This window comes from Arthrobacter sp. OV608 (assembly GCA_900110595.1).
In the GTDB taxonomy this organism is placed as follows: Bacteria; Actinomycetota; Actinomycetes; order Actinomycetales; family Micrococcaceae; genus Arthrobacter.
Genome location: FOEZ01000015.1, coordinates 44423 through 69412 on the forward strand (window position 1 = coordinate 44423; position 24990 = coordinate 69412).

Below are 24990 nucleotides of genomic sequence, written 5' to 3' on the forward strand. Positions count from 1 at the left end.
CCCTGTGACGGTCATTGGAAACCTCAAGCCAGCAGCCCTGGCCGCTTTCGCTGCCGCGGCAGCATTGGCCCTGGCTGCCTGCAGCCCAACACCGTCAGGAACTCCTGGTCCCACCGCCTCCGCGTCCTCGCCCGAAGCTGCCCCGCCAACCGCCACAGCCTCTGCCAGCCCCTCCGCCTCGCCCAACACCTCCGCCACCGTAGGCGCCGTCGTCGAGGGCTTCCCCCAGCAACTCCTGCCCCTCATGCCCGGCGCCACCGTGGTGTCCAGCAGCTTCGACAAGGCCTCGACGCCCGCCACCGCCGCCCTGGTTGCCACCATCACCTCGCCGACTGCCTCCGTTCTGGATTTCTACACGAAGGAGCTTGAGGCGCGCGGCTTCAAAGCTGTTCCGGGTGAAGCAGTGGGGGCTGTTGCCTCGAAGGACTTTGTCCGGGGCGACAACGAGACTGTTAATCTGTCGGCGGTCGAAGCGGCAGGCGTTGTGACCTTCACCATCGGCGCCAACGTGGCAGCTGAGTCAGCCAAGTGACGGCGGCGGAGCAGCTTAGGAACGAACAGGCCGCCTTTGTGGCGGCCGTAGCCGGCGAACTGACCGATTTCCTCACCTCCCGGCAGTCCGTGATGACCGCAATCTCCCCGGACATCGAACCCATCATGGGCTCCATCTCCAATCTGGTCACGGGCGGCAAGCGCCTCCGGGCGCTGATGTGCTACTGGGGCTGGCGGGGCGCAGGCGGCGAATCCAGCGCGCAGCAGGTAGTGACCGCAGGAGCGGCCCTGGAACTGTTCCAGGCGGCGGCGCTGATCCACGACGACATCATTGACCGCTCTGATACCCGACGGGGCGGCCCGAGCGTCCACCGCCGCTTCAGCCAGCTCCACGGCACCCATGGCTGGGCGCTGGACAGTGAACGTTTCGGGCAGGCGGCGGCAATCCTCACCGGCGACCTCTGCCTGTCCTTCAGTGAGGAAGCCTTCACGGACATAGGAGAACGTGCAGCGGCCGGCAGCCGGGCGCGGCTGATCTTCAACCTCATGCGCGCCGAGGTCATGGCAGGGCAATACCTGGACATCCTGGAAGAGGTTGCCGGCCCAGTCCGTGACCGGGCCGGTGCCGTCAGCCGCGCCCAGTCCATCATCCGGTTCAAGTCGGCCAAATACTCCACAGAACACCCCCTGGCGTTGGGTGGCGCACTCGCGGGTGCCTCGAACGAACTTCTCCGCGGCTATTCGGCGTTTGCCCTGCCCCTGGGCGAGGCCTTCCAGCTCCGCGACGACGTGCTGGGTGTTTTTGGCGATCCGCTCACCACCGGCAAGCCGGCCGGGGACGATCTGAGGGAAGGCAAGCGCACGGTACTGGTGGCGCTGGCCCTGGACCAGGCCTCGGCAGCCGAATCCGCCTTTATCGATGCCCGGCTGGGCAGCCCGGATCTCACGGATGAGGACATCCATGAGATCCGGCGGATTATCGAAGAGTCAGGTGCCTTGCAGGCCACCGAGGTCCTGATCACTGAATTTGGCGAAGCGGCATTCGACGCCCTTGAGACGCTTCCTTTGGACGACCTGCCAAAAACCGCGTTGCGAAGGCTTGCCGAAGCTACGGTCAGCCGGGCTTCCTGATTCCCGGTTCCAGGAGGGGAAATTACCAGGCCAGGGTTTGCGCCCTGCGCCGGATTTCAGTTTTGCGGCCTTCCCGCAATGCGTCGATAGGCCGTCCCCGCAAGGATTCATCAGGCGTAAAAAGCCAAATTATGAGGTCCTCGTCGGAGTAGCCCGCGTCTGCCAGTACAACAATGGTGCCTTTAAGGCTGTCCACCACTTGGCCGTCCTGAATGAATTCGGCCGGGACTGAACGGATTTTACGCTCACCCACCCGCAAAGCGGCCAATGCGCGGTCTTCGAGCAGGCTATGGACTTTGGTGATGGAAACGTCCAACAAGCGTGCGACGTCGGGCAAGGGCAACCATTCGCCCACGAGGTTTTCAACATTACTCACGGATCAAGGTTGCCACGATGCCGCCGTACCGCCTAGTCGGGACATAATGCGGACCCTCCTGACCTGCGGACACTCCGGAAATTCCGCTATGCGGGGAATGCCGGAATTCTTGTGCTAATCGGGAATCCGTGAGAGATTCACATACATCACATTCGTAACAGCATTAACAGCAGTAACAGTAGTATCGGAATATCAGCGGCACCCCCGCCCGCGCCCGCAGTTGAGAAGAGGATTCCTTCCCATGACGATGTCCCGCTCGCCAAAGCAGCCCCCGAAGCCGAGCCTGCCCTTGATTGCCGCCACAACAGCGGCGCTGCCAGCGGTCGTATTGTCGTCTCTAGCCCTCGCGCAGCCCGCGGCCGCCCAGCAGCCCGCCCGTCCTGTCCCGGCCACCCTCGCGGCAGCCATGAAGGCACAGGCGGCCCAGGCAACGGCAGCCGTCATTCCGGCGTCGTCTGTTTCCACCACCATCCCTGCCGCCTTCAAACCGGTACAGCCGGCGCCGCCTGCTGAATACTCCATTGCCCGGGGTGACACCATCAGTGCCATCGCCGGCAGGTTCGGACTGAACACGGGCGAAATCCTGAAGCTGAACAACCTCCAGCCCAACACGATCATTTACCCGGGACAGAAGATCAAGCTCACGGGCTCCGGTGATGCACCGGCAGCCCCTGCTGCCGCACCCTCCCCCGCCGCTGCCCCGGGCTCGGGGACGGGGGCCACCTACACGGTGAAACCCGGCGACACGCTGGGGGCCATCGCTGCGAGGCACAACGTGAGCCTCGCGGACGTTTTCGCGTGGAACAACCTCAATATGCGGTCCATCATCCACCCCGGGCAGAAAGTGAAAGTCGGCGCAGGTGATGCTGCCCCGGCTCCCGCACCGGCGGCACCGCCCGCGGCGCTGGCCAACGCCTCTGCCGCACCGGCCAGCCCGGCCGCTCCCGCAACAGGTTCCTACACCGTTAAGGCCGGGGATACCCTGTGGGCCATCGCGTCCCGCCATGGCGTCAAGCTTTCTGAGCTCCTCTCCGCCAACCAGTTGGGCATGTCCTCGGTAATCCACCCGGGCAACAAGCTGGCAATCCCGGGCGCTGGAGCCCAGCCGGCACCTCAGCCGGCGGCCGCCGTGACGCCGTTGGTGCCCAGTTCCTTCCTCGGGTTCAGCTACCCGGCGGCGGTGGTGAGCTCAGCCAACGAAAACAAGGCGCTCCTGAACGCTTCCCCTGTCCCTACCCGGGAGGAGATGCGGGGCATTGTCGCGGACACTGCCCGGGCGATGGGCGTCGAGCCCTCACTTGCGCTTGCCTTCGCCCACCAGGAATCAGGCTTCAACCAGCGCGCAGTCTCCCCTGCCAACGCGATCGGGACCATGCAGGTCATTCCCAGCTCAGGCCAATGGGCCTCGGACCTGGTGGGCCGCAAGCTGAACCTCCTGGATCCCCGTGACAACGCAACTGCCGGCGTGGCGATCATCCGCCAGCTCCTGGCCACCAGCAAGGACCAGGACACGGCCATCGCCGGCTACTACCAGGGCCAGTACTCGGTGAGCAAGTACGGCATGTACGACGACACCAAAGCGTACGTCGAAGCCATCAAGGCACACCAAAAGAACTTCGGCTGACGCCGCCACCCCGCGAAAGGGGGCGGCGAAGGGACTTAGGCACGGGTCCGGACCAGTATCGGTTCGGACCCGTTTCATTGCTGGATTACGATCGTAGGGTGACGGAACACGTGTCAGACCCGATGGTAGGAACCCTGGTGGACAACCGGTATGCCATCCAGTCCAGGCTGGCGCGCGGCGGGATGTCCACCGTTTACGTGGCAACAGATCAGCGGCTTGAGCGGGATGTGGCCCTGAAAGTACTGCACCCGCACCTGTCCGCCGATGAAAGCTTCCTGGGCAGGTTGGGCCGTGAAGCGAAGGCCGCGGCCAGGCTCTCACACCCGCACGTGGTAGGGGTGCTGGACCAGGGCACGGACCACCACACCGCTTACCTGGTGATGGAGTACATCAAGGGCCACACGCTGCGGGATGTGATCAACAGCAAGGGGGCACTTCCGCCCAGGCTGGCCCTGGCGCTGATCGACCCCGTAGTGGAAGGCCTCGGCGCCGCCCACGCCGCAGGATTCATCCACCGCGACGTCAAGCCCGAAAACGTCCTGATAGCGGACGACGGCAGGATCAAGATCGGCGACTTCGGGCTGGCACGCGCTGTCACCACGTCCACGTCGACGGGAGCCCTGCTCGGCACCGTCGCCTACCTTTCGCCGGAACTGGTCCTTGGCAAACCCGCAGACGCCCGGAGCGACGTCTACTCGGTGGGCATCATGCTTTATGAAATGCTGACCGGCCAGCAGCCGTTCACCGGCGAGGTCCCCATCCAGGTGGCATACCAGCATGTGAACGGGACTGTCGGTCCGCCGTCGGCCCTTGTCCCGGGCCTGGCAGCGGAAGTGGACGAACTGGTGCAGTGGTGCACGTCCAACGATCCCGAGAACCGGCCGATCGACGGCAACGCGCTGCTGCAGGAACTGCGGCATATCAGGACCAACCTCACCGACCGGGAACTGGACCTGCAACCGCCGGCGGCCGGTGCCGCGGCATCCCAAAACCACACAGAAGTCATAGCCCGCACCAACAATCCAACAAGCGTTATGCCTTTTGGTCGGCCCCCGGCGTCCCCTCACGGCCCTCCACACGCCCAGGCCGGCCCACGCGCCGGTCAGGAAGCAGGCGCGGCTGTCTCCGGCGCGCGGCACAACCTCACTCCCCCGGACTCAGACGAGCAGGTATGGGCTCCCGCGCCTGGCGCCCCCTTGAGTAAACGGGCACAGCGGAAGGCCGATAAGGAAGACGAAAGGGCCCGCGCGCGGGCTGCTGCTGTCCCGGCGCGGAGCCTGCGTGAAGGCAGCCCGCGGCGCCGCGGGATCCTGTGGGTTGTGGTGCTGGTCATAGCGGCGCTGCTGGCCACCGGCGCGGGCTGGTTCTTCGGCATGGGCCCGGGTTCCGCAGCCGCCATCCCCGCTGTAGCCAACAAAACGGTGGCCGAAGCCCAGGGGCTCCTCAGCAAAGCCGGGTTCCAGTCCATTACCAGCGACGTCTTCGACGATGACGTGCCCAATGGCCTGGTGGTGGGGACGGAACCGCCGGCCGGCTCGGAGATCCGGAAGTTCCAGCCGGTCTCGCTGTTTGTCTCCAAGGGACCGCAACTGTTCCCGCTTCCCAAGCTGACGGGGAGCACCCTTGAGGAAGCCAAGACCGGCCTGAGCACGGCGGAAATGGCTTTGGGAGAGGTCACGGAGCAGTTCAGCGAAACGGCAGCGGCCGGTGTTGTCCTCTCGCAGGACCCCGCTCCCGGAACGCCCGCCCGGCATGGCACGCCTGTCCGGCTCGTTGTATCCAAAGGCCCCGAGCCCATTCCGGTACCCAACGTTGTGGGCCGGGAGGAGGACAAAGCCGTGGACGCCATCGAAGCAGCCGGGCTGAAGGCTGACGTGGCCCGCGAGGAAGTCTTCGACAAGAACATCCCGAAGGGCGCGGTGGTGAGCCAGCAACCCGCCAACGGCACTCTTACCCGCGGAGGCACAGTGACACTGACCATCTCGAAGGGTCCGCGCATGGTGGACGTGCCAAGCTACATCGGCAAGCAGGCGGCGGAGGCCAGGAAGGCCCTTGAAGGCCTGGGTTTCCAGGTCAAGGTGAATAACATCCTGGGCGGCTTCTTCGGCACAGTCCGCGACCAGGATCCCGTGAACACCAAGGTGCCCGAAGGTTCAGTCATCACCCTGACGGTGGTGTAGGCGGCCCTGCCGCCCGCACCACCTTCACGGGCATCAGCGCTTGGCGAGGGCTCCGGCCACCAGGAAAGCCATCTCCAGCGACTGCATGTGGTTCAGCCGCGGATCGCACACTGACTCGTAGCGGTCCAGGAAAGCTTCCTGATCGATGGGGTCGGCCCCGCCAAGGCATTCTGCAACGTCATCGCCCGTCATTTCCACGTGCAGGCCGCCGGGAACGGTGCCCAGGGCGTGGTGCACCTCGAAGAAGCCGCGCACTTCGTCGATCACGTCGTCGAAGTTGCGGGTCTTGTAGCCGTTCGGGGACGTGACCGTGTTCCCGTGCATGGGGTCGGTCACCCAGAGCACCTGCGCGCCCGAGGCAGTGACCTTCTCGACGACGGCGGGCAGCTTCTCGCGGATGTTGCCGGCGCCCATGCGGGTAATAAAGGTCAGGCGGCCCGGTTCGCGGTCCGGGTCCAGCTTGTCGATCAGGCGAAGGGCATCATCCCCGGTAGTGGACGGGCCCAGCTTCACGCCGATGGGGTTCCGCACACGGGACAGGAAATCTACGTGGGCGTGGTCCAGTTCGCGGGTCCGCTCGCCGATCCAGAGGAAGTGGGCGGACGTGTCGTACGGGAAGCCCGTCCGGGAGTCGATCCGGGTGAGGGCACGCTCGTAGTCCAGCAGCAGTGCCTCGTGGCTGGCGAAAAATTCAACGCGCTTCAGCGCTTCGAAGTCAGCCCCGCAGGATGCCATGAACTTGATGGCCCTGTCGATGTCCCGTGCCAGGGATTCGTAGCGGGCGTGGGCCGGGTTCTCCGTAAAGCCCTTGTTCCACTGGTGCACCGAGCGCAGGTCCGCGAACCCGCCCTGGGTGAAGGCCCGGATGAGGTTCAGGGTGGAAGCAGAGGTATGGTACGCCCGCAGCATGCGCGCGGCGTCGTGGCCGCGGGACTCGGGGGTGAAGTCGTAGCCGTTGACGATGTCGCCGCGGTAGGCGGGGAGCGTCACGCCGTCGCGGGTTTCGTCGTTGGACGAGCGCGGCTTGGCAAACTGGCCGGCCATCCGGCCCATCTTGATGACGGGCATGGCCGCACCGTAGGTCAGGACCACGGCCATCTGGAGGATGGTTTTGACGCGGGCGCTGATCTTGTCCGCGGTGGCTGCTTCGAAGGTCTCCGCGCAGTCGCCGCCCTGGAGCAGGAACGCCTTACCCTGGGCAGCGGCTGCCAGCCGTTCGCGCAGGACGTCAACCTCACCGGCGAACACCAGCGGAGGAAGGACGGAGAGTTCCTTCACCGAGGCATCAAACACCTCCCGGTCCTGCCAGCTGGGCTGCTGGGAGATGGGAAGGTCCCGCCAGTTATCGAGTCCGGGATAGTTGGCCGCACCGCTCTGGGCGGTACTGGACAGCGAGAAGGCAGGTTTTGCAGATAGCTCAGTCACTATCTAAGACTAACGGCAGCGCAGGCCCGCCGGACACCGCACCCGTCACGCGTCCTGGACAGGCCGTCACAGACCCTGCCCTGGACTCCGCCGGTACTCTGCGGGGCGAACCACGGAGACGCGCGGTGCGCTCAGATGGCGGCGGCAGCACCGCCGTCGTCCTGCTGCTTGCCTTCCTCCGGCACCTGGCCCCCGGCCGCGCCTTTGCCGGGCACGCCCTGGCCTTGCCCGCCGGGCACCGGGGGCGCGGGTAGCTCTGCGGCCGCAACCGGGTCAGCGGGCTTGCCTGCCAGACGCAGCTTCACCACAGCGGCATACTCGTCCACGTATTCCTGCCCTGAGAGCCGCATCAGCTCGAACATGATCTGGTCCGTCACCTGCCTCTGGACAACGCGGTCATCGGCCTGGTCCCGGTACTTGGCGAAGTCCAGTGGTTCGCCGAAGATCATCCCGATCCTGCGGATGTTCGGGAGCCGCTTTCCGATCGGCTGCACCTTGTCCGTGCCGATCATGGCCACCGGAACCACAGGCACCCCGGCTTTGAGCGCCAGCCGGGCCACGCCCACCTTTCCCCGGTAGAGGCGCGCATCGGGACTGCGGGTGCCTTCGGGGTAGATGCCCAGCAGCCCGCCGTGCGAAAGCACCTCCATCCCGGCGGTCAGCGATGCCTCAGATGCGGCACCGCCGGACCGGTCCATGGGCAGCTGGTTGGTAAGCCGGAAGAACATAGCAGTCAGCCTGCCCTTGATCCCAGTGCCGGTGAAGTACTCGGACTTGGCCAGGAACACCACGGGCCGGCGGACCATCAGCGGCATAAAAATCGAATCGGAAAACGAGAGGTGGTTCGACGCAATAATTGCTGCGCCCTCGGCCGGAATGTTATCCAGTCCCTTAACCCAGGGACGGAAAAGCAGCTTCAGCACCGGACCGAGGAAGATCCTTTTCATCACCCAATAGAACACGTGCGAAACCCCTCCGGAAGGCAGCCTTCACGCCCGGCATCGGGCCTGGTCAGCAGTTCAATGAAACCCTACTCTAGTGAGATTTGCCCGGAACAGTGACACGATGGACTCATGAGCGAAAGCAGCATCCCGTCAGGTCCTGCCGCTTTCAGCTATCCGGGCCATGGAGCCAACGCCAGGATTGGCATCGCCATCTGCCATGGCTTCACCGGCAGCCCGCTAAGCGTCCTCCCGTGGGCGCAGCATCTGGCCTCCCAGGGCTATGCGGTGACCGTTCCCCTGCTGCCCGGCCACGGCACGGACTGGCGGCAGCTTGCCGGGACCCGGTGGAACGATTGGTACAGCAGCTTCGAAACCGCCTACCTCGACCTTGCCGAACGCACCGAAACCTGTTTTGTTGCCGGTCTGTCCATGGGCGGAGCCATCGCCCTGCTCACCGCCTCCCGGCACCCCGTGGCCGGAATTTCGGTGGTCAACCCCGGCCTGAGCTTCTACGACCGGCGGGTCCGCGTCATTGGCGTCCTCAAATATTTCCAGAAAACCACTGTGCCCATTCAGGAGGAGCAGGCAACGGCCGTTGTCACCGAGGACGGGGACTATTCACGCACGCCCCTCTCCGCTGTCCACGAATTGAAGAAACTGTTCGGTGCGGCCATCCGCGGCCTGACCCGCATCACAGCGCCGGTGCAGGTGTTCAAGTCCGATACGGACATGGTGGTGCCGCCCACCTCGCTGGCCGTGCTGCGGCACCGCCTCGGCTCCCGCCTCACTGAGGTAGTGGGCCTTGCCAGCAGCGGCCACGTAGCTACGCTGGATGTGGACGCGCCGGAGATCTTCACGAAATCCAGCGCCTTTTTCCAAACCCACGCCCGTCAAAGCACTTCAATGGAGACCCCATGACCTCCAGTCCGGACCATAGCCCTTTCAGCAGTCCGTTCAGCGGCGACGGTCCCAGGATCGGCGTGGTCCTCTCGCACGGGTTCACCGGAAGTCCCCATGGCCTGCGCTCCTGGGCGCACGCCTTCGCCGCCGCAGGTTTTGCCGTCCGGATGCCCCTGCTCCCCGGGCACGGCACCAGCTGGCAGGAACTGGCGCGGACCCGCTGGCAGCAGTGGCACGGCGTCCTCGACGACGCTTACCTGGAGCTGGACGCGGACTGCGACTACGTCTTCTCCGCCGGGCTAAGCATGGGCGGAGCACTCGCCCTGCGTATCGCCGCTACCCGCCCGGTGGCCGGAGTGCTTCTGGTGAACCCGGGGCTGGTGATCGACGATCCCCGGGCGCCGCTTGCCGGGATCCTCAAGCTGGTCATGAAAAGCACGCCGGCCATCGCGAACGACATCCTCAAGGAAGGCATGGACGAGGGAGCATATCCCCGCACCCCCGTAGCCGCCGCCCACGAGCTGAACAAGATGTTCAAGGACACCATGCGGATCCTGCCCAGGGTTACGGCGCCGGTGCGCGTCTACCGCTCCACCATCGACCACGTAGTGTCCGACACCAGCATCGTGGCACTCCGGCGCGGCCTCACCCACGCTCCCCTTGAGCTTATCCGGCTGGAAAACAGCTACCATGTGGCCACCATGGACAACGATGCGGAGCAGATTTTCCAGGGTTCCGTGGATTTTATCCGCAGCATGGTCCCCGCCGCCGATCCTGCATCCGCCGTGCCCGCCCCGTCCGCCCAGGAGGCCTCCCATGAACAGGCCTGATCCCGGATCACCGGACCAGGGCGCCAACCAGGATGACGCCGTCTGGCTTGACCTGGTGGCCCGGCTTGAAGGGAAGTCCACGGCCGAACCAGCCCAACCCGGCGAAACTGCAACAGGGCAGTCCCCCGGCACGCAGGCAGTGGCGGGAGGGGCACCGACCTTCCGGGACTTCGATCCCCTGGGCCTTGCCGGAGCCGCGCCCGCCGAACTGTCTGCCGCAGAACGCCAGGAAGCCTCCACCGGCAACCAGGATACCGGTGCCCCCGGCGGCAGTGCGGGCGGGCCGCGTGACTATGACGCGCTTGAGGACGGGGGCGAGTTCGTCCCCGAGGAGCCACCGAGCCTGGCCGGAACCGACCCGCTGACCATGCTGGCATGGCTTGCAGCGGTGGGCGCGCCCATAGCGCTGTTGTTGTCGGCCATGTTCTGGCGCTCCGCGCCGCTGCTGGCCATCGTGGGCATCGTTGCGGTGTTTGTCCTCGGAACCGTGTACCTGATCATGAAGCTTCCGCAGGAAAAAGACGACAACGACGACGGCGCCCGGGTTTAGCCCCGGTCGTTGCGTTACTTCAGCCGCGCAGCCTGCTGCTGACCCTGGAGAGGTCCGCCGCGCCGATGAGGCCGGCGTTCGGTCCCAGTGCCGCCAACTCGATTCCGGCGGCAGGCCGGAAGCCCCTGCCGGTCAGGTTCCGCGCGAATGCCTTCCGGGCAGGTTCCACGAGGAGGTCCCCGGCCGAACACAGGCCGCCGCCAATAACGAACAGACCGGGATCCAAGGCCGCCGCCAGGTTGGCAAGCCCCAGCCCCAGCCACTCGCCCACCTCATCCAGAAGTTCGCGCGAAGCGGCATCCCCGGCGAGGGCAAGTTCGGTGACGACGGCACCGGTAATCGTTTCAGAATGTCCGCCCACGGCTGCCAGGAGTTCCTGGGCTACCGGACCGTTCGCCCGCGCCAGGATCCGGGCCTCCCTGCCCAGCGCGTTTCCGGAGGCGTACTGTTCCCAGCACCCCCGGTTGCCGCACTCGCACCGGTGCCCGCCGGGCATGATGATCTGGTGGCCGAACTCGCCGGCCACACCAAACCTGCCCCGCTCCACCCGGCCGTCCATCACCATGGCGCCACCGATTCCGGTGCCCAGCGTGATGCACACCAGCCGGTCTTCACCCTGCCCGGCACCAAAGCGCCATTCCGCCCAGGCCGCGGCATCGGCGTCGTTCGCCAGCAGGACCGGACGGCGCAACAGTTTTTGGAGATTGTCGCGCAACGGCTCGTTCCGCCAGGCCAGGTGCGGACTGAAAAGCACAGTTCCGCCGTCGAGATCCATCCAGCCGGCCGCACCGATTCCCACGGACCAGATCCGGTGCCCGCGGCCCAGTTCTTCGACGAGCTCGACAATGACGCTTTCTACTGCCCGGGGATCCGTCCCGGGCGTTGAACGGCGTGCCTCGCTGAGGATCCTGCCCTCGGCGTCCACCACGCCGGCAGCCACCTTGGTTCCGCCAATGTCGATGCCGATGGCCAGGCCCCGCCGCCCCAGGCGCAGGTGCTCGCGGAAGCTCTCGCCGTGCCGCATCCTTGCCCCGCCGCGGGCCGGCCGCTGCCTCCAGGGAACGGGTCGTCGCAGGGGGCCGGCCTGTTCGCCGGGAGGCGGTGCATACATAGTCAACCATTCTAGGCCGGTGGCCTCGCGGGCAGGCGGGTGCCGGGCCAGCATGTTCCGGTCAGCAGGTTGGAGCCGGCGGCATTGACGACAAAGTTACCGACGAGTAACTTAGAATCCTGCATGGCCCGGCAGAGGCGTATTAGTCTTTAGGCATACCCTGCCCGGGTCTTCGGATATCAAAGGAGCTATAGTGCGCGAATTCAGTGTTCCGCCTCTTGTTGTTGTCCCACCGGAAACCAACATCACGGACCTGGTACTGCGGCAGGCCGCCAAGCCCAGCAACCCTTCACTGTTTTCGCGACTGGACTCCGCCGGATCCTGGCAGGACATTTCCGCCACGGACTTCCTCACCGACGTCACCGCCCTCGCCAAGGGCCTGATGGCCAGCGGCGTGGCCGCCGGAGACCGGGTGGGGATTATGTCCCGGACGCGGTACGAATGGGCGTTGGTAGACTTCGCCATCTGGTTTGCCGGCGCCGTTTCGGTACCTATCTATGAGACCTCCTCCCCCTCGCAGGTCGCCTGGAACCTCGGTGACTCCGGCGCGGTGGCAGCCTTCGGCGAGGCCGCCCACCACGAGGACGTGATCCGCCAGGCCGTCAATGCCGAGGGACTCACGTCCCTCCAGCACGTGTGGCAACTGGAAGGCCACGGCCTCGGCCCCCTCCGTGAGGCCGGCCGGGATGTCAGCGACGCGGATCTGGAAGCGCGCCGCGCCTCCGCCGGCCTGGCCGACGTCGCCACCATCATTTACACCTCGGGCACCACCGGCCGCCCCAAAGGCTGTGAACTCACGCACGGGAACTTCGTGGAACTCTCGGAGAACGCGCTGGCCATCATCGGCGAGATCGTCCACGAAAACGCCAAAACCATCATGTTCCTCCCGCTGGCGCACGTGTTCGCCCGTTTCATCTCCGTCCTGGCCATGGCAGCCGGAACCACCGTGGCCCATACCCCTGACATCAAGAACCTCCTCTCGGACCTGCAGAGCTATGAGCCCACGTTCATACTGGCCGTGCCGCGGGTGTTCGAAAAGGTGTACAACTCGGCGCTGACCAAGGCGGAGGACGGCGGCAAGGGAGCCATCTTCCACCGGGCCGCCGAGACTGCCATCGCCTTCTCCAAGGCACGCCAGAACGGGCGGGTGGGCCTGGGCCTGAAGCTGCGCCACGCCCTCTTCGACAAGCTGGTGTACGGCAAACTGCGGGCTGCTATGGGCGGCCACGTTGCCCACGCGGTATCCGGCGGCGGGCCGCTGGGCGAACGCCTGGGCCATTTCTTCCAGGGCATCGGCCTGCAGGTGCTTGAGGGCTATGGCCTCACCGAAACCACGGCCCCCATCTCCGTGAACACACCGTCGCTGATCAAGATCGGCTCCGTGGGCAAGCCGCTGCCAGGGAACGCCGTCAGGATTGCCGAGGACGGCGAGATCCTGGCCAAGGGCGTCTGCGTGATGCGCGGCTACTACAAGCGCGAGGACCTCACAGGAGAAACGTTCGACGGCGAGTGGTTCCGTACGGGCGACGTCGGCCGCCTCGACGAGGATGGTTTCGTCTGGATCACCGGGCGCAAGAAGGAGATCATCGTCACCGCAGGCGGCAAGAATGTGATCCCTGCGCTGCTCGAGGACCAGATCCGTGCCGACGCCCTGGTCTCCCAGGTCCTGGTGGTCGGTGACAACCGGCCCTTCATCGGGGCTTTGGTCACCCTGGACCAGGAGGCCCTGCCCGGCTGGCTCCAGCGCCACGGCCTCCCTGCCACCACATCCCTGGACGAGGCGGCCAACAACCCCGTGGTCAAGGCCGCGGTCCAGGATCTCATCACGGCCGCCAACACGTCGGTGTCGCAGGCCGAGGCCATCAAGTCGTTCCGTATTGTGCCGGCCGACTTCACCGAGGCCTCCGGCCACCTGACCCCCTCCATGAAGGTCAAGCGCGCCCAGGTCATGAAGGACTTCGAGACCGTCATCGAAGAGATGTACGCGGCACCACGGTCCTAGAAAACAACAACGCGGGGTCACTTCCCGCCCGTCCGACGCATCGGATTGGGCGGGAAGTGACCCCGCGTTGTTTGTTGTGCTACTCGACGACGAGCAGCAGGTCTCCACCCTGGACCTGCTCCACCGAGGAGATGGCGAGCCGGGAAACCTTGCCGGCCACCGGCGTCGTGATGGATGCCTCCATCTTCATTGCCTCAATGGTCGCCACGGTGTCACCGGCGTTGACCTCGTCCCCGGGCTTGACCGTGACGGTGACGGCACCGGCGAACGGCGCTGCCACGTGGCCGGGCTGGTTGGCGTCGGCCTTCTCGGCGGCCTTGACGTTGCTGACCACTGAACGGTCCCGGACCACCACGGGACGGGACTGGCCGTTCAGGGTGCACATAACCGTGCGCATGCCCTTTTCGTCAGGCTCGGACACGGCTTCGAGTGACGCGATCAGCCGGACGCCCTTCTCGAGCTGGATCTCGTGCTCCTTGCCCCGCTGCAGCCCGTACAGGTAGTCGCGGGTGTCCAGCACCGAGATGTTGCCGTACGTTTCCACGCTCTTCAGGTAGTCCTTCGTGGGTCCGTCGAAGAGCAGCCTGTTCAGCGTGTGCTGCCGGGTCTTCGAATCGGATTTCAGTGCAGCGCTGTCTTCGGCGCTGAGCTCCGCGTCCCGGACCTTCACGCTCCGGCCCTGGAGTGCCTTGGTGCGGAAAGGCTCGGGCCAACCGCCCGGAGGGTCGCCGAGTTCGCCGGACAGGAATCCGATGACCGAATCGGGGATGTCGTAGTTCTGCGGGTTCTCGTTGAAGTCTGCCGGGTCCGCGTTCAGGCCCACCAGGTGGAGGGCGAGGTCGCCAACAACCTTCGAAGACGGCGTCACCTTGACCAGGCGGCCCAGGATGCGGTCCGCCGCGGTGTACATATCCTCGATCGCTTCAAAGCGCTCCCCCAGGCCCAGTGCCATGGCCTGCTGGCGGAGGTTGGAGAGCTGCCCGCCCGGGATCTCGTGCTGGTACACACGGCCGGTGGGGCCCGGAAGGCCTGACTCGAACGGTGCGTAGACGCGCCGGACAGCTTCCCAGTACGGCTCCAGCGAGCTCACGGCCTCCAGGCTGAGGCCGGTGTCCCGCGGGGTGTGCGCCAGGGCTGCCACGAGGGCCGACGCTGACGGCTGGCTGGTGGTTCCTGCCAGTGACGCCGAGGCGACATCCACGGCGTCCACACCGGCATCCACGGCAGCCAGCAGGGTGGCCAGCTGGCCTCCTGCGGTGTCGTGGGTGTGCAGGTGGACCGGAAGGTCGAAGCGGTCCCGGAGCGCTGAGACCAGTTTCGCCGCGGCAGCAGGACGGAGCAGGCCGGCCATGTCCTTGATCGCCAGGATGTGGGCTCCGGCGTCAACGATCCTCTGCGCGAGCTCCAGGTAGTAGTCCAGCGTGTAGAGCTTCTCGTTGGGGTCCAGCATGTCGCCCGTGTAGCACAGCGCCACTTCAGCCACGGCAGTGCCGGTGGCCCGGACTGCACGGATGGCCGGTGCCATCTGGTTGACATCGTTCAAGGCATCGAAGATCCGGAAAATGTCGATACCGGTCGCAGCGGCCTCGTTAACGAAGGCTTCGGTGACCTCTTCGGGGTAAGGCGTGTAGCCCACGGTGTTGCGGCCGCGCAGCAGCATCTGCAGGCAGACGTTCGGAAGCGCCTGGCGCAGGGCAGCGAGCCGGTCCCAGGGGTCTTCGCCGAGGAACCGCAGGGCAACGTCATAGGTGGCACCGCCCCAGGCTTCAACGGACAGCAGCTGCGGCAGGAGCGCGGTCACCGCGGGGCCGGCCGCGACGAGGTCCCGGGTCCGGACGCGGGTGGCGAGCAGGGACTGGTGTGCGTCGCGGAACGTGGTGTCCGTGACGGCCACCGCGTTCTGCTCGCGCAGCGCCTTGGCGAAGCCTTCCGGTCCCAGTTCCAGGAGCTTCTGGCGTGAGCCCGGAGCAGCCTGCTGGTCCTTGACGGACGGGAGTTTGCTGGCGGGGTTCGAGTGGACGGTCAGCTCACCGTTGGGCTTGTTGACCGTGACGTCGGCCAGCCAGGTGAGGAGCTTGGTGCCGCGGTCTGCAGAGACACGGGCCTTCAGCAGCTCCGGGCGCTCGTCGATGAAGGACGTGGCCACATCACCGGCAATGAAGTCGGGATCGTCAAGCACCGCCTGCAGGAAGGAGATGTTGGTGGAGACGCCGCGGATCCGGAATTCCGCGAGGGCACGGCGTGCGCGGGCCACGGCAGCCGGGTAGTCCCGGCCGCGGCAGGTGAGCTTGACCAGCATGGAGTCGAAGTGCGGGCTGATTTCGGCACCCGAGTAGACGGTGCCGCCGTCGAGCCGTACGCCGGCGCCGCCGGCGGAGCGGTAGCCGGTGATCTTTCCGACGTCGGGGCGGAAGCCGTTGGCCGGGTCTTCGGTGGTGATGCGGCTCTGCAGCGCGGCGCCGCGCAGCCTGACGGTGTCCTGGGAGAGGCCAAGGTCAGCCAGGGTCTCGCCGGCGGCGATGCGCATCTGTGCCTGGACGAGGTCGACGTCGGTGACCTCTTCGGTGACGGTGTGCTCCACCTGGATGCGGGGGTTCATCTCGATGAAGACGTGCTGGCCCGCGCGCTCACCCACAGTGTCCACGAGGAATTCCACGGTGCCGGCGTTGACGTAGTTCAAGGCCTTGGCGAATTTGACGGCGTCCCGGTAGAGCGCCTGCCGGATGCCCTCGTCCAGGTTGGGTGCCGGGGCGATCTCGATGACTTTCTGGTGGCGCCGCTGGATGGAGCAGTCCCGTTCGAAGAGGTGCATCACGTTGCCCTCGGCGTCGGCCAGGATCTGTACTTCGATGTGGCGCGGGCGCAGTACTGCCTGTTCGAGGAACATGGTGGGGTCACCGAACGCGGCATCGGCCTCGCGCATGGCGGACTGCAGTGCCTCGGGCAGGGCCTCACGGGTGTCCACCCGGCGCATGCCCCGTCCGCCGCCGCCAGCCACGGCCTTGGCGAAGATGGGGAAGCCGATTTCATCGGCCGCGGCAAGCAGTTCGTCCAGGTCCTTCGACGGAGCGCTGGACTTGAGGACCGGAACGCCGGCGTCACGGGCAGCCTTCAGTGCCGCCACCTTGTTGCCTGCAAGTTCCAGCACTTCAGCCGGGGGGCCAACAAAAGTGATGCCGGCATCCTTGGCCGCTCGGGCCAGGTCCGGGTTTTCGGAGAGGAACCCGTAGCCGGGGTAGATGGCGTCCGCGCCGGATTCCTTCGCCACCCGCACTATTTCAGCAACGTCCAGGTAGGCACGGACGGGGTGGCCCTCTTCGCCAATCAGGTAGGCCTCGTCCGCCTTCTGGCGGTGGATCGAGTTCCTGTCCTCCTGGGGGAAAACGGCAACGGTCTTTGCGCCCAGCTCGTAGCCGGCGCGGAAGGCCCTGATCGCGATTTCGCCGCGGTTGGCCACCAGAACTTTGGAAAACATACTTCTCCTGCATCATTGCGGGTGGATCGGTGAGTGGTCACAGTGTCTAGGACCTACAAGGACAAACACAAATCTTTGTGGCCACCGTCACAGATTTCCCCGTCATGTCCTGAACCCTTTCGCCGGGCCGGGGGCAAACCGCCTCCAACAGCACAGTCCGTGCCATGCCGACGCCCCATAAAGCAGGATTCGCCGATGCATCCACATATGATGAGTAGGGCGGCAGGACCGTCCGGCTTCGGCGCTGCCGGAGCAAACATTACCCCCAACACGGCATCCGGCGTTAGGTTTTGGTCTCTCAAGTGCAAGTAGTCAGCATCAGCAGCCTCAAGGGTGGAGTCGGCAAGACTTCCGTGACCACAGGATTGGCGTCCGCCGCACTTGCCGCAGGTGTCCGCACACTGGTGGTGGACCTTGATCCCCATGCAGACGCGACCACCGCCTTGGGCGTCCAGCCGGGCGACCAGCTGGATATTGGCAGGATGCTCAAGAACCCCCGCCGCGCCAAGCTCGCAGAGAACGTTGCGGGCAGCAGCTGGGCGGGGCTGGCCCAGTCCAACGGTTCGGGCCCCGCAGTCCTGGACGTCGCCGTCGGCTCTGCCTACACGGGAATCTACGACCGCCCCGACCTCAGCCGCCGCGACCTTCGCCGGCTGTCGTCGGTGCTGGCCGGAGCCGAGGATTACCAGCTGGTCCTGATCGACTGCCCGCCGTCGCTCAACGGCCTCACACGCATGGCCTGGTCTGCCAGCGACAAGGTGGCCCTCGTGGCCGAGCCTGGGTTGTTCTCGGTGGCCGGCACTGAGCGGACCATGCGGGCCATCCAGCTTTTCCGGCAGGAGTTCGCGCCCAACCTTTCTCCGGCCGGCATCATCGCCAACCGCGTGCGGTCTGGCTCTTCGGAGCACAGCTACCGGCTGGCCGAGATGGAGTCGATGTTCGGTGAGCTCCTGTTGAGCCCCAGGATCCCCGAGCAGGCCAACTGGCAGCAAATCCAGGGCGCAGCGCACCCCGTACACCACTGGCCGGGAGACTCCGCCAAGTCCGCCGCCGCACTGTTTGACGAGCTGCTGGCAAACCTGATGACAGTAGGAAGCGGCCTGCGCAGCCGCGCCAGGTAAAAGCGAGTTAAACGGCAGAAGCCGCCCTCCAGGGGAGGGCGGCTTCTGCCGTTTAAACTGTCAACTGATCTTGCGGGCGGCCCGCCGCTTGCTCAATTCGTCGTCCGGAAAGGACTGTTCGGCCGCGTGCTCACTCGGGAGCGATGCCAGGCTGCCTTCCACTTCGCGCCAGACACGCCCAACCGCGATGCCGAACACGCCCTGGCCGCCCTGCACGAGGTCGATCACCTCGTCCGCCGAGGTGCACTCGTAGACGCTGGCGCCGTCGCTCATCAGGGTGATCTGGGCGAGGTCCTCCACACCACGCTCACGCAGGTGCTCTACGGCGGTGCGGATCTGCTGCAGTGAGACACCGGTATCGAGCAGTCGTTTGACCACCTTCAGCACCAGGATGTCGCGGAAGCCGTACAGGCGCTGGGACCCCGAGCCGGCGGCACCGCGGACAGCGGGTTCAACCAGCCCGGTGCGCGCCCAGTAGTCCAGCTGGCGGTAGGTGATGCCTGCAGCCTTGCAGGCGGTGGGGCCGCGGTATCCGGCGTCCTCGTCCAGAACGGGAAGGTCTTCGGTGAACAGGAGGCCCTGGGCACCGCTCGCGGGCATAGCAATACCAGCCGTGGGCTGCTTCAGCCCGCCTGCTTCGCCTTTGGGACTCACCTGGATCCTCCTTGTCATAAGCCCCCCGTGAACAACTGCAACGGCAGGAACAGGTACGAAGACCATGCCTGTAATTTCCGCGGGGCGCACCTTCCAGTGTGACTTGCGCGGCTGCCGTAAGCAATGGGAACTTGATACTTTGACGTTAGGCCTGCAGGGACCCAAGGTCAAAGACGTTGGCCGGTTGAAAGAGGCGTGTCGAAACTTTCATCCTCAACTTTAACCTTAATGTGACCTTAGCCGTCGAAATCCTCGGGTTCCACGTCGTCCAGGAACTCGCGGAAGCGGCGCAGTTCGCGTTCCTCGTCAACGGAGGGACCGGGTTCCGCGTCCTCCCCCTCATCGTGCTCCGTGATCCTGACGCCGGCTTCGTCCATGACGGAGTCTGCGCACCAGATGCGGCATTTGGCACGAAGGGCGATGGCGAGTGCGTCGGACGCCCGCGAGCTGACGGTGGTGCCGTTCTCGAACTGGAGCTGGCCGTAGAAGATGTTGTCCTCCACGGCAACGATGTTGACGCTGACCACGGAATGGCCGAGCGATTCAACAACGTCCACGAGGAGGTCGTGCGTCATGGGCCGGGGCGGAACCACGCCCTGCTGGGCCAGGGCGATGGCGCTTGCTTCCGGGGTGCCGATCCAGATGGGAACGTGGCGTTCGCCGTGCATCTCCCGCAGGAGGACCAGTGGCTGGTTGGAAGGCAGTTCGATCCGAACCCCTACGATCTCGACTTCAATCATCAGATGTCCATGCGTGAGATGTGGTCCTGCACCAAGGCCCGGTGCAGGGTGAGGCAAAGGTCGCTGATTTCGCGGGCCGCCTCCGCCGCGCGCGCCTGGGACGCGGCGTCCTTGCGCGAGGCAAGGGGCGCCACTGCACGTTCCACCAGCCCGAACTCCCGTTCGGCTGCTGCCTGGAAGGGACGGAGGTGGCGCGGCTCAAGCCCATGGCTTTCCAGCTGCACGCACGCCCGGGCCACCTGGAGGGCGTGCTCGTCGAATTGTCCGTTGGAGTGGCTGATCAGGCCGAAGCTCAGCAGGGCCTGCAGCAGCGGGACGCTGGCGCCGGACTCCGTCCGCAACTGTTCCTCGCTGAGCTTGCGTCCGCGGCTCTGCAGTTCCGCTGCCAGTTCATCGGACACAACCCGCGGCGAAACCACGACGCCGGGCGGCAGGTTTTCCGGGCGTTCTCCCCTGTCGATGGCGTCAAGGTAGTCCTTGATGACTTTCAGGGGCAGGTACTGGTCCCGCTGCAAAGCCAGGACAAAGCGCAGGCGCTCCACATCGCCGTCGGAATACTGGCGGTATCCGGCAGGAGTGCGCCGCGGGTTGATCAGCCCCTTCTCCTCAAGGAACCGGATTTTCGACGCGGTCATGCCCGGGAAGTCGCCGCTGAGCTGGGCGAGGACTTCGCCGATGTTCAGGACCTGCGGTCCCCGGCGTTCCGGTTGTGCCATTGCCACAGGCAGCGGTCCCCGGATCAGCCGCGGCCTGCAGCGCTGGCAGGGCTCAGGTAGAAGGTGAGGCGGAACTTGCCGATCTGGACCTCGCTGCCGGACTTGAGCTCCACACTGTCAACGCGGTCGTGGTTGACGTAGGTACCGTTCAGGCTGTTCTTGTCCACCACTTCGAAGCTCCGCGCAGTGCGCCGGAATTCCACATGGCGGCGGGAAACGGTGACGTCGTCGAGGAAGATGTCGGCATCAGGGTGGCGGCCGGCGGTGGTGACGTCAGAATCCAGCAGGAAACGGGCACCGGCATTCGGGCCGCTGTGCGCAACGAGGAGTGCGGACCCCGCCGGCAGTGCCTCGACGGAGCTGCGCTCATCTGATGACAGCTTGGGTGCGATGGTGGGTTCATCGGTCACCGGGGTGAGGTGGATCGAGGTGGTCTCCGACGCCCTAGCCGCACCATTGCCGTATTCCCCATCGGCAGGGTTGTGTGTGTGGCCAGCCATGGACTCCTCCTCATCGACTATGCGGCGCTCACGCCGGCATTGAACTTTTTACCCTCCGCACCTGCCCTGCAGGTCCGGAACCGGCTTCCGATCCGGCCGCTGACGTGCGAAGACGTTCCGACTTCACGTCCGGCCGAACCGGATGAACCGGTTAGGTTTCAGCCTACCTGTTGTTCGTACTCGGATGCACTGAGCAATGACTCGACGGCGTCCGGTTCGGCCAGTTTGACTTCAATGAGCCAGCCGTCGCCGTAGGGATCGGTGTTGATCAGGGCCGAATCGGTGTCCAGGGAATCGTTGCGGGCAACTATCTCGCCGCTGACCGGCGCGTAGATGTCGCTGACACTCTTGGTGGATTCAACCTCGCCCACTACTTCGTTCGCCGTAACCTTTGTGCCAACTTCGGGCATTTGGGCGTACACAACGTCCCCTAGTGCGTCCTGGGCGAAGTCGGTGATGCCCACCCGTACCACGCCGTCGGCGTTGGGGGCAGAGACCCACTCATGTTCGGCGGTGTAGGACAGGTCTTCGGGAATGTTGCTCATCAGGGGCCTTTCATCGGGTCGAACACCAATGTCAACGGGGCCCAAACAGGCCGCCGCTGAAAGTATAGGCACAAGTGCCGGGGCGTTCGCGGAGGATTCTGACAAGATGGGACCCATGACCGCACGCACTGTTTCCGGACCCGGGGAAGCCGCAGGGTAAGCGATGCCCGAACTTCCCGAGGTGGCCGGCCTGGCCGAATTTCTTGACGATCATCTGCAGGGAACGTCCGTGACCAAAGTGCAGATCGTTTCCTTCGCGGTACTCAAGACAGCTGATCCGCCGTTCAACGCCCTTGAGGGCAGGACCGTGACCGGGGTGCGCCGCTTTGGCAAATTCGTCAGCATCGACACCGGCGGAATCTCCCTGGTGTTCCATTTGGCCCGGGCCGGCTGGGTCCGGTTCACTGATTCCCCCACGGATGCGCAACTGCGGATGGGCAAGGGACACATCGCTGCCCGCTTCACTTTCAAGGGCTCCGATGGTGCGCGCGGCATCGACCTCACCGAGGCTGGAACGAAGAAGAGCCTGGCCGTCTACGTGGTGCGGGATCCGCAGGAGGTTCCGGGCATCGCCACGCTGGGACCGGATCCGTTTACCGAGGCGTTCGACGCCGACATGCTGGCGGAGATCCTCGCCGGCAGTTCGCAGCAGATCAAGGGGCTCCTGAGGAGCCAGAGCGTGATCGCCGGCATCGGCAACGCCTACAGTGACGAGATTCTGCACGCGGCGCGGATTTCACCCTTTGCCACCGCTAAGTCGCTGGACCGCGGGACGGTCCAGGTCCTCTACGACTCCATCCACAGCATCCTGGGCACTGCCCTGGCCGAGGCACGCGGCAAGCCGCCCAAGGACCTGAAGGACGTCAAGCGCAGCCACATGCGCGTCCATGCCCGGACCGGCCAGCCGTGTCCTGTCTGCGGGGATACCGTCAGGGAGGTGTCCTTCGCTGATACGGCGCTGCAGTACTGCCCCACCTGCCAGACGAAGGGCAAGATCCTGGCCGACCGCAGGACCTCGAAATTCCTTAAGTAGCGGCGGGCTCCCCGGAAGGCACCCGCTTCCGGACAAAACCACCGCGAACGCCCGGGTGTTGTGTCCGGAAGAGGGTGCGAAGCCAGGGGCGGCGGGCCAGGGGTTAGCGGCCAAAAACGGCAACAAAAAAGTGGAAGCACCGGATCTCTCCGGTGCTTCCACTTTTTTGGTCGGGCTGACAGGATTTGAACCTGCGACCCCTTGACCCCCAGTCAAGTGCGCTACCAAGCTGCGCTACAGCCCGTTAGTTCCGCCGTTCTCCGCTGCGCTTCATCCGCGGGCTGACCCGGGGATTTCCACCAGCAGTCCGGCCGAACCACCTAGAAGAGCTTACACGATCCCGGAGGGTGCCAGTGACACTTTCCACCGATTCCCAGCCAGGTGTGTCGCAATTAACGCTTCTTGCCCCGCTTTTCCCGCACGCGCATGCTGACCTCGATGGGCGTGCCCTCGAAGCCAAAGGTTTCCCGCAGCCGGCGGGTGATAAAGCGGCGGTAGCCGGGATCCAGGAAACCGGTGGTGAACAGCACGAACTTCGGCGGCCGGCTGGAGGCCTGGGTGCCGAAAAGGATGCGCGGCTGCTTGCCGCCACGGACCGGGTGCGGGTGGGCCGCCACGAGCTCGCCCAGGAAGGCGTTCAGGCGGCCAGTGGCGATGCGCTTGTCCCAGCTTTCCAGCGCCACGTCCAGGGCGGGAACCAGCCGGTCCTTGTGCCATCCGGTTTTCGCCGAGATATTGACCCGGGGAGCCCAGTTCACGTGGGCCAGGTCCTGTTCGATTTCACGCTCGAGGTAGCGCCGGCGTTCGTCGTCGAGCAGGTCCCATTTGTTGAACGCCAGCACCAGGGCGCGGCCCGATTCAATGGCGAGCTGCAGGATCCGCACGTCCTGTTCGCTGAGGACCTCGTCCACGGCGAGGAGCACGACGGCGACCTCCGCCTTTTCGAGCGCGGACTGTGTCCGCAGGGAGGCGTAGAAGTCCGCGCCCTGCGCCATGTGCTGGCGGCGGCGGATGCCTGCCGTGTCCACGAAGCGCCAGGTCCGGCCACCGAGCTCGATGAATTCGTCCACGGGGTCACGGGTGGTTCCGGCGGTGTTGTCCACCACCACGCGCTCGGTGCCGGCAAGCTTGTTCAGCAGCGAGGACTTGCCCACGTTGGGGCGGCCGATCAGGGCAATGCGGCGGGGGCCGCCGGAGCGTTCCAGGCCCTCAATGGTGGAGAACTCGGGCAGCACGTCCATCACATGGTCCAGGAGGTCGGCCACGCCGCGGCCGTGCAGGGCGGACACCGGGTAGGGCTCGCCGAAGCCGAGGCCCCAGAGGGCAGCGGAGTCCGCTTCCTGCGCAAAGTCGTCTACCTTGTTGGCCACCATGATGACGGGCTTCTTGCTGCGGCGCAGCATCTTCATGACGCCTTCGTCGGTGGCGGTGGCGCCCACGGCGGAGTCGACGACGAAAAGGACGGCGTCTGCGAGCTCCACGGCCATCTCGGCCTGCTCAGCCACCCGGGCGTGGATGCCGCGGGCGTCGTGCTCCCAGCCGCCGGTGTCCACGAGGGTGAAGTTGCGGCCGTTCCAGTGGGCGGAGTACATCACGCGGTCGCGGGTGACGCCGGGGGTGTCTTCAACTACTGCTTCGCGGCGGCCCAGGATGCGGTTCACCAGGGTGGACTTGCCCACGTTGGGCCGTCCAATGATGGCCAGGACGGGATCCAGCTTGACGGGGCCGTCGTAGTCCTCGTCGCCGAAGTCGCCGCTGAGGAGCGCGGCATCGTCCTCGTCGAGGTCGTAGTCCTCAAGGCCTGCCCGGAGGGACGCCGCACGAAGCTCGGCTTCGTCGTCGTCAATTGCCGCCAGCCGCTCGGCAACCTGGTCGGTGCCTGCCGGAGTGTATTCGTCGTCGCCGGCGCCTGGGTGGCTGGAGGTCTGGGTGGTGTCGCTCATTGCACTGTCCTTAGTGGTCATCTGCCGGCGTCCCGGCTACTGCTTGAAGTCTTTGTGAATTGCCGGCCGCCGGCAGTGGCTGCCCGGTGAGCTGGATGGAATCCTGCACATGCCCTGACAGTGCGGCGCGGATCTCCAGCGCCGCCCTGTCCATTGAAGCACGGCCGCTTTCGCCGGCCCGGCGGGTCAGCGTCAGCGCATTGCCGAAGCGGACGTGGAACCGCCTGCCCGGCCGTGGTACGGAATCGAGGTGTTCGTCGCCTGTGCGGGTACCGAGGATCGCGACCGGCACCACCGGGGCGCCGGAGTTCAGCGCCAGCCAGGCAACGCCGTTATTGATGTCTTCCGCGGCCCCGCTCCCACGCGTACCCTCAGGAAGTATCCCGACGCAACGGCCGGCGTCGAGCACTTTCCTGCAGCGCTGCAACGCGGCCCGGTCTCCCGAACGGTCCACCGGCAGCTGCCCGGAGGCGGTGAGGACCCGGCCCAGGAAGCCATTGAACATTTCCTGTTTCACCAGGATGTGCATGGGCCGCGGGGAGGCGCCGAACATGACCGGGCCGTCCAGGAAGCTGATGTGGTTGGCGGCAAAAATCACCGGCCCGCCGGTGGGGACGTTGTCCCGCCCTGTGACGGACGTCCGGTACACGAGGTGGTCCAGGATCCAGCCCACGGGCCTGCTCCATGTCATGGTCCAG

Annotated in this window: 22 protein-coding genes and 1 tRNA gene; 10 read left to right on the forward strand and 13 right to left on the reverse strand. The window is 65.6% G+C overall.

Features of this window, described 5'->3' with window-relative positions:
• The first annotated feature begins 4 nt into the window (after window positions 1–4).
• Both BMX78_RS17290 and BMX78_RS17295 read left to right on the forward strand, forming a co-directional pair.
• A complete protein-coding gene (locus BMX78_RS17290) occupies window positions 5–532 on the forward strand; it encodes a hypothetical protein (protein WP_091421985.1) in 528 nt (175 codons plus the stop codon).
• On the forward strand, window positions 529–1623 hold the full coding sequence (locus BMX78_RS17295) for a polyprenyl synthetase family protein (RefSeq protein ID WP_091421986.1): 1095 nt from the start codon (window positions 529–531) through the stop codon (window positions 1621–1623). Before BMX78_RS17290 ends, BMX78_RS17295 begins: the two co-directional genes overlap by 4 nt.
• Before the next feature lie 22 nt (window positions 1624–1645).
• Here BMX78_RS17295 and BMX78_RS17300 read toward each other — a convergent pair whose 3' ends face one another.
• Window positions 1646–1999: an Rv2175c family DNA-binding protein gene (locus BMX78_RS17300; protein WP_170850858.1), complete on the reverse strand. Its 354-nt coding sequence runs from the start codon at window positions 1997–1999 to the stop codon at window positions 1646–1648.
• A gap of 241 nt (window positions 2000–2240) precedes the next feature.
• On the opposite strand from BMX78_RS17300, the gene BMX78_RS17305 reads away from it, so the two are divergent.
• Window positions 2241–3623: a lytic transglycosylase domain-containing protein gene (locus tag BMX78_RS17305; protein ID WP_091421991.1), complete on the forward strand. Its 1383-nt coding sequence runs from the start codon at window positions 2241–2243 to the stop codon at window positions 3621–3623.
• 122 nt (window positions 3624–3745) lie between these two features.
• A complete protein-coding gene (pknB, locus tag BMX78_RS17310; protein ID WP_091421994.1) occupies window positions 3746–5803 on the forward strand; it encodes a Stk1 family PASTA domain-containing Ser/Thr kinase in 2058 nt (685 codons plus the stop codon).
• 33 nt (window positions 5804–5836) lie between these two features.
• Here pknB and BMX78_RS17315 read toward each other — a convergent pair whose 3' ends face one another.
• Both BMX78_RS17315 and BMX78_RS17320 read right to left on the reverse strand, forming a co-directional pair.
• Entirely contained in the window at window positions 5837–7228 is a 1392-nt protein-coding gene (locus BMX78_RS17315) for a class II 3-deoxy-7-phosphoheptulonate synthase (protein ID WP_170850859.1), read from the reverse strand.
• 131 nt (window positions 7229–7359) lie between these two features.
• The gene (locus BMX78_RS17320) at window positions 7360–8190 is read right to left on the reverse strand and encodes a lysophospholipid acyltransferase family protein (protein WP_286139101.1); all 831 of its coding nucleotides are present in this window, start codon (window positions 8188–8190) and stop codon (window positions 7360–7362) included.
• A gap of 111 nt (window positions 8191–8301) precedes the next feature.
• Between BMX78_RS17320 and BMX78_RS17325 the strand changes: the two genes are divergently transcribed.
• Genes BMX78_RS17325 through BMX78_RS17335 form a run of 3 tightly spaced genes read left to right on the forward strand, consistent with a single transcriptional unit; the run spans window position 8302 to window position 10452 of the window.
• Entirely contained in the window at window positions 8302–9090 is a 789-nt protein-coding gene (locus BMX78_RS17325) for an alpha/beta hydrolase (RefSeq protein WP_091422003.1), read from the forward strand.
• Window positions 9087–9902 (forward strand): alpha/beta hydrolase, encoded by an 816-nt coding sequence (locus BMX78_RS17330; RefSeq protein ID WP_091422005.1) that lies wholly within the window; start codon window positions 9087–9089, stop codon window positions 9900–9902. Before BMX78_RS17325 ends, BMX78_RS17330 begins: the two co-directional genes overlap by 4 nt.
• A complete protein-coding gene (locus BMX78_RS17335) occupies window positions 9889–10452 on the forward strand; it encodes a hypothetical protein (protein ID WP_091422008.1) in 564 nt (187 codons plus the stop codon). Before BMX78_RS17330 ends, BMX78_RS17335 begins: the two co-directional genes overlap by 14 nt.
• A 19-nt stretch (window positions 10453–10471) precedes the next feature.
• Here the strand turns inward: BMX78_RS17335 and BMX78_RS17340 are convergent, their stop codons facing one another.
• Window positions 10472–11563, reverse strand: coding sequence for an ROK family glucokinase (locus tag BMX78_RS17340; protein WP_091422011.1), 1092 nt, complete (start codon window positions 11561–11563; stop codon window positions 10472–10474).
• A 193-nt stretch (window positions 11564–11756) separates the two neighbouring features.
• On the opposite strand from BMX78_RS17340, the gene BMX78_RS17345 reads away from it, so the two are divergent.
• Entirely contained in the window at window positions 11757–13565 is a 1809-nt protein-coding gene (locus BMX78_RS17345) for an AMP-dependent synthetase/ligase (protein ID WP_091422014.1), read from the forward strand.
• 79 nt (window positions 13566–13644) lie between these two features.
• Here BMX78_RS17345 and BMX78_RS17350 read toward each other — a convergent pair whose 3' ends face one another.
• Complete coding sequence (locus BMX78_RS17350) at window positions 13645–17040, reverse strand: pyruvate carboxylase (RefSeq protein ID WP_091422016.1); 3396 nt, start codon at window positions 17038–17040, stop codon at window positions 13645–13647.
• 302 nt (window positions 17041–17342) lie between these two features.
• Between BMX78_RS17350 and BMX78_RS17355 the strand changes: the two genes are divergently transcribed.
• Entirely contained in the window at window positions 17343–18161 is an 819-nt protein-coding gene (locus BMX78_RS17355; protein ID WP_091422019.1) for a ParA family protein, read from the forward strand.
• 60 nt (window positions 18162–18221) lie between these two features.
• Here BMX78_RS17355 and BMX78_RS17360 read toward each other — a convergent pair whose 3' ends face one another.
• From BMX78_RS17360 to gcvH, 5 genes are all read right to left on the reverse strand, one after another.
• Window positions 18222–18815, reverse strand: a complete 594-nt coding sequence (locus tag BMX78_RS17360) for a MerR family transcriptional regulator (protein WP_091422021.1) — start codon at window positions 18813–18815, stop codon at window positions 18222–18224.
• Between the two features lie 236 nt (window positions 18816–19051).
• Window positions 19052–19555, reverse strand: a complete 504-nt coding sequence (locus BMX78_RS17365; protein ID WP_050055549.1) for a bifunctional nuclease family protein — start codon at window positions 19553–19555, stop codon at window positions 19052–19054.
• Complete coding sequence (gene ftsR / locus BMX78_RS17370) at window positions 19555–20271, reverse strand: transcriptional regulator FtsR (protein ID WP_091422023.1); 717 nt, start codon at window positions 20269–20271, stop codon at window positions 19555–19557. The genes BMX78_RS17365 and ftsR overlap by 1 nt, the downstream gene beginning before the upstream one ends.
• A gap of 23 nt (window positions 20272–20294) precedes the next feature.
• A complete protein-coding gene (locus tag BMX78_RS17375) occupies window positions 20295–20771 on the reverse strand; it encodes an FHA domain-containing protein (protein WP_091422025.1) in 477 nt (158 codons plus the stop codon).
• Between the two features lie 158 nt (window positions 20772–20929).
• The gene (gene gcvH / locus BMX78_RS17380; protein ID WP_091422027.1) at window positions 20930–21316 is read right to left on the reverse strand and encodes a glycine cleavage system protein GcvH; all 387 of its coding nucleotides are present in this window, start codon (window positions 21314–21316) and stop codon (window positions 20930–20932) included.
• A gap of 163 nt (window positions 21317–21479) precedes the next feature.
• Here gcvH and BMX78_RS17385 point away from each other — a divergent pair, with 163 nt between their 5' ends.
• The gene (locus tag BMX78_RS17385; RefSeq protein WP_091422029.1) at window positions 21480–22349 is read left to right on the forward strand and encodes an Fpg/Nei family DNA glycosylase; all 870 of its coding nucleotides are present in this window, start codon (window positions 21480–21482) and stop codon (window positions 22347–22349) included.
• A gap of 167 nt (window positions 22350–22516) precedes the next feature.
• Here BMX78_RS17385 and BMX78_RS17390 read toward each other — a convergent pair.
• The 3 genes from BMX78_RS17390 to BMX78_RS17400 all read right to left on the reverse strand — a co-directional run bounded on the left by BMX78_RS17390 (window position 22517) and on the right by BMX78_RS17400 (window position 24983).
• A tRNA-Pro gene (locus BMX78_RS17390) sits at window positions 22517–22593 on the reverse strand.
• A 148-nt stretch (window positions 22594–22741) separates the two neighbouring features.
• Window positions 22742–24292, reverse strand: coding sequence for a ribosome biogenesis GTPase Der (der, locus tag BMX78_RS17395; protein WP_091422031.1), 1551 nt, complete (start codon window positions 24290–24292; stop codon window positions 22742–22744).
• A gap of 10 nt (window positions 24293–24302) precedes the next feature.
• Window positions 24303–24983, reverse strand: a complete 681-nt coding sequence (locus BMX78_RS17400; RefSeq protein ID WP_170850863.1) for a lysophospholipid acyltransferase family protein — start codon at window positions 24981–24983, stop codon at window positions 24303–24305.
• Between the last annotated feature and the right edge of the window lie 7 nt (window positions 24984–24990).

What these genes read in the sequence shown, in the direction of transcription:
- BMX78_RS17305 (WP_091421991.1), top strand. Translation starts at nt 2,241, where the DNA reads ATGACGATGTCCCGCTCGCCAAAGCAGCCCCCGAAGCCGAGCCTGCCC.
- pknB (WP_091421994.1), top strand. Translation starts at nt 3,746, where the DNA reads ATGGTAGGAACCCTGGTGGACAACCGGTATGCCATCCAGTCCAGGCTG.
- BMX78_RS17325 (WP_091422003.1), top strand. Translation starts at nt 8,302, where the DNA reads ATGAGCGAAAGCAGCATCCCGTCAGGTCCTGCCGCTTTCAGCTATCCG.
- BMX78_RS17330 (WP_091422005.1), top strand. Translation starts at nt 9,087, where the DNA reads ATGACCTCCAGTCCGGACCATAGCCCTTTCAGCAGTCCGTTCAGCGGC.
- BMX78_RS17335 (WP_091422008.1), top strand. Translation starts at nt 9,889, where the DNA reads ATGAACAGGCCTGATCCCGGATCACCGGACCAGGGCGCCAACCAGGAT.
- BMX78_RS17340 (WP_091422011.1), bottom strand. Translation starts at nt 11,563, where the DNA reads ATGTATGCACCGCCTCCCGGCGAACAGGCCGGCCCCCTGCGACGACCC.
- BMX78_RS17350 (WP_091422016.1), bottom strand. Translation starts at nt 17,040, where the DNA reads ATGTTTTCCAAAGTTCTGGTGGCCAACCGCGGCGAAATCGCGATCAGG.
- BMX78_RS17365 (WP_050055549.1), bottom strand. Translation starts at nt 19,555, where the DNA reads ATGATTGAAGTCGAGATCGTAGGGGTTCGGATCGAACTGCCTTCCAAC.
- ftsR (WP_091422023.1), bottom strand. Translation starts at nt 20,271, where the DNA reads ATGGCACAACCGGAACGCCGGGGACCGCAGGTCCTGAACATCGGCGAA.
- BMX78_RS17375 (WP_091422025.1), bottom strand. Translation starts at nt 20,771, where the DNA reads ATGGCTGGCCACACACACAACCCTGCCGATGGGGAATACGGCAATGGT.
- gcvH (WP_091422027.1), bottom strand. Translation starts at nt 21,316, where the DNA reads ATGAGCAACATTCCCGAAGACCTGTCCTACACCGCCGAACATGAGTGG.
- BMX78_RS17385 (WP_091422029.1), top strand. Translation starts at nt 21,480, where the DNA reads ATGCCCGAACTTCCCGAGGTGGCCGGCCTGGCCGAATTTCTTGACGAT.
- der (WP_091422031.1), bottom strand. Translation starts at nt 24,292, where the DNA reads ATGAGCGACACCACCCAGACCTCCAGCCACCCAGGCGCCGGCGACGAC.
- BMX78_RS17400 (WP_170850863.1), bottom strand. Translation starts at nt 24,983, where the DNA reads ATGACATGGAGCAGGCCCGTGGGCTGGATCCTGGACCACCTCGTGTAC.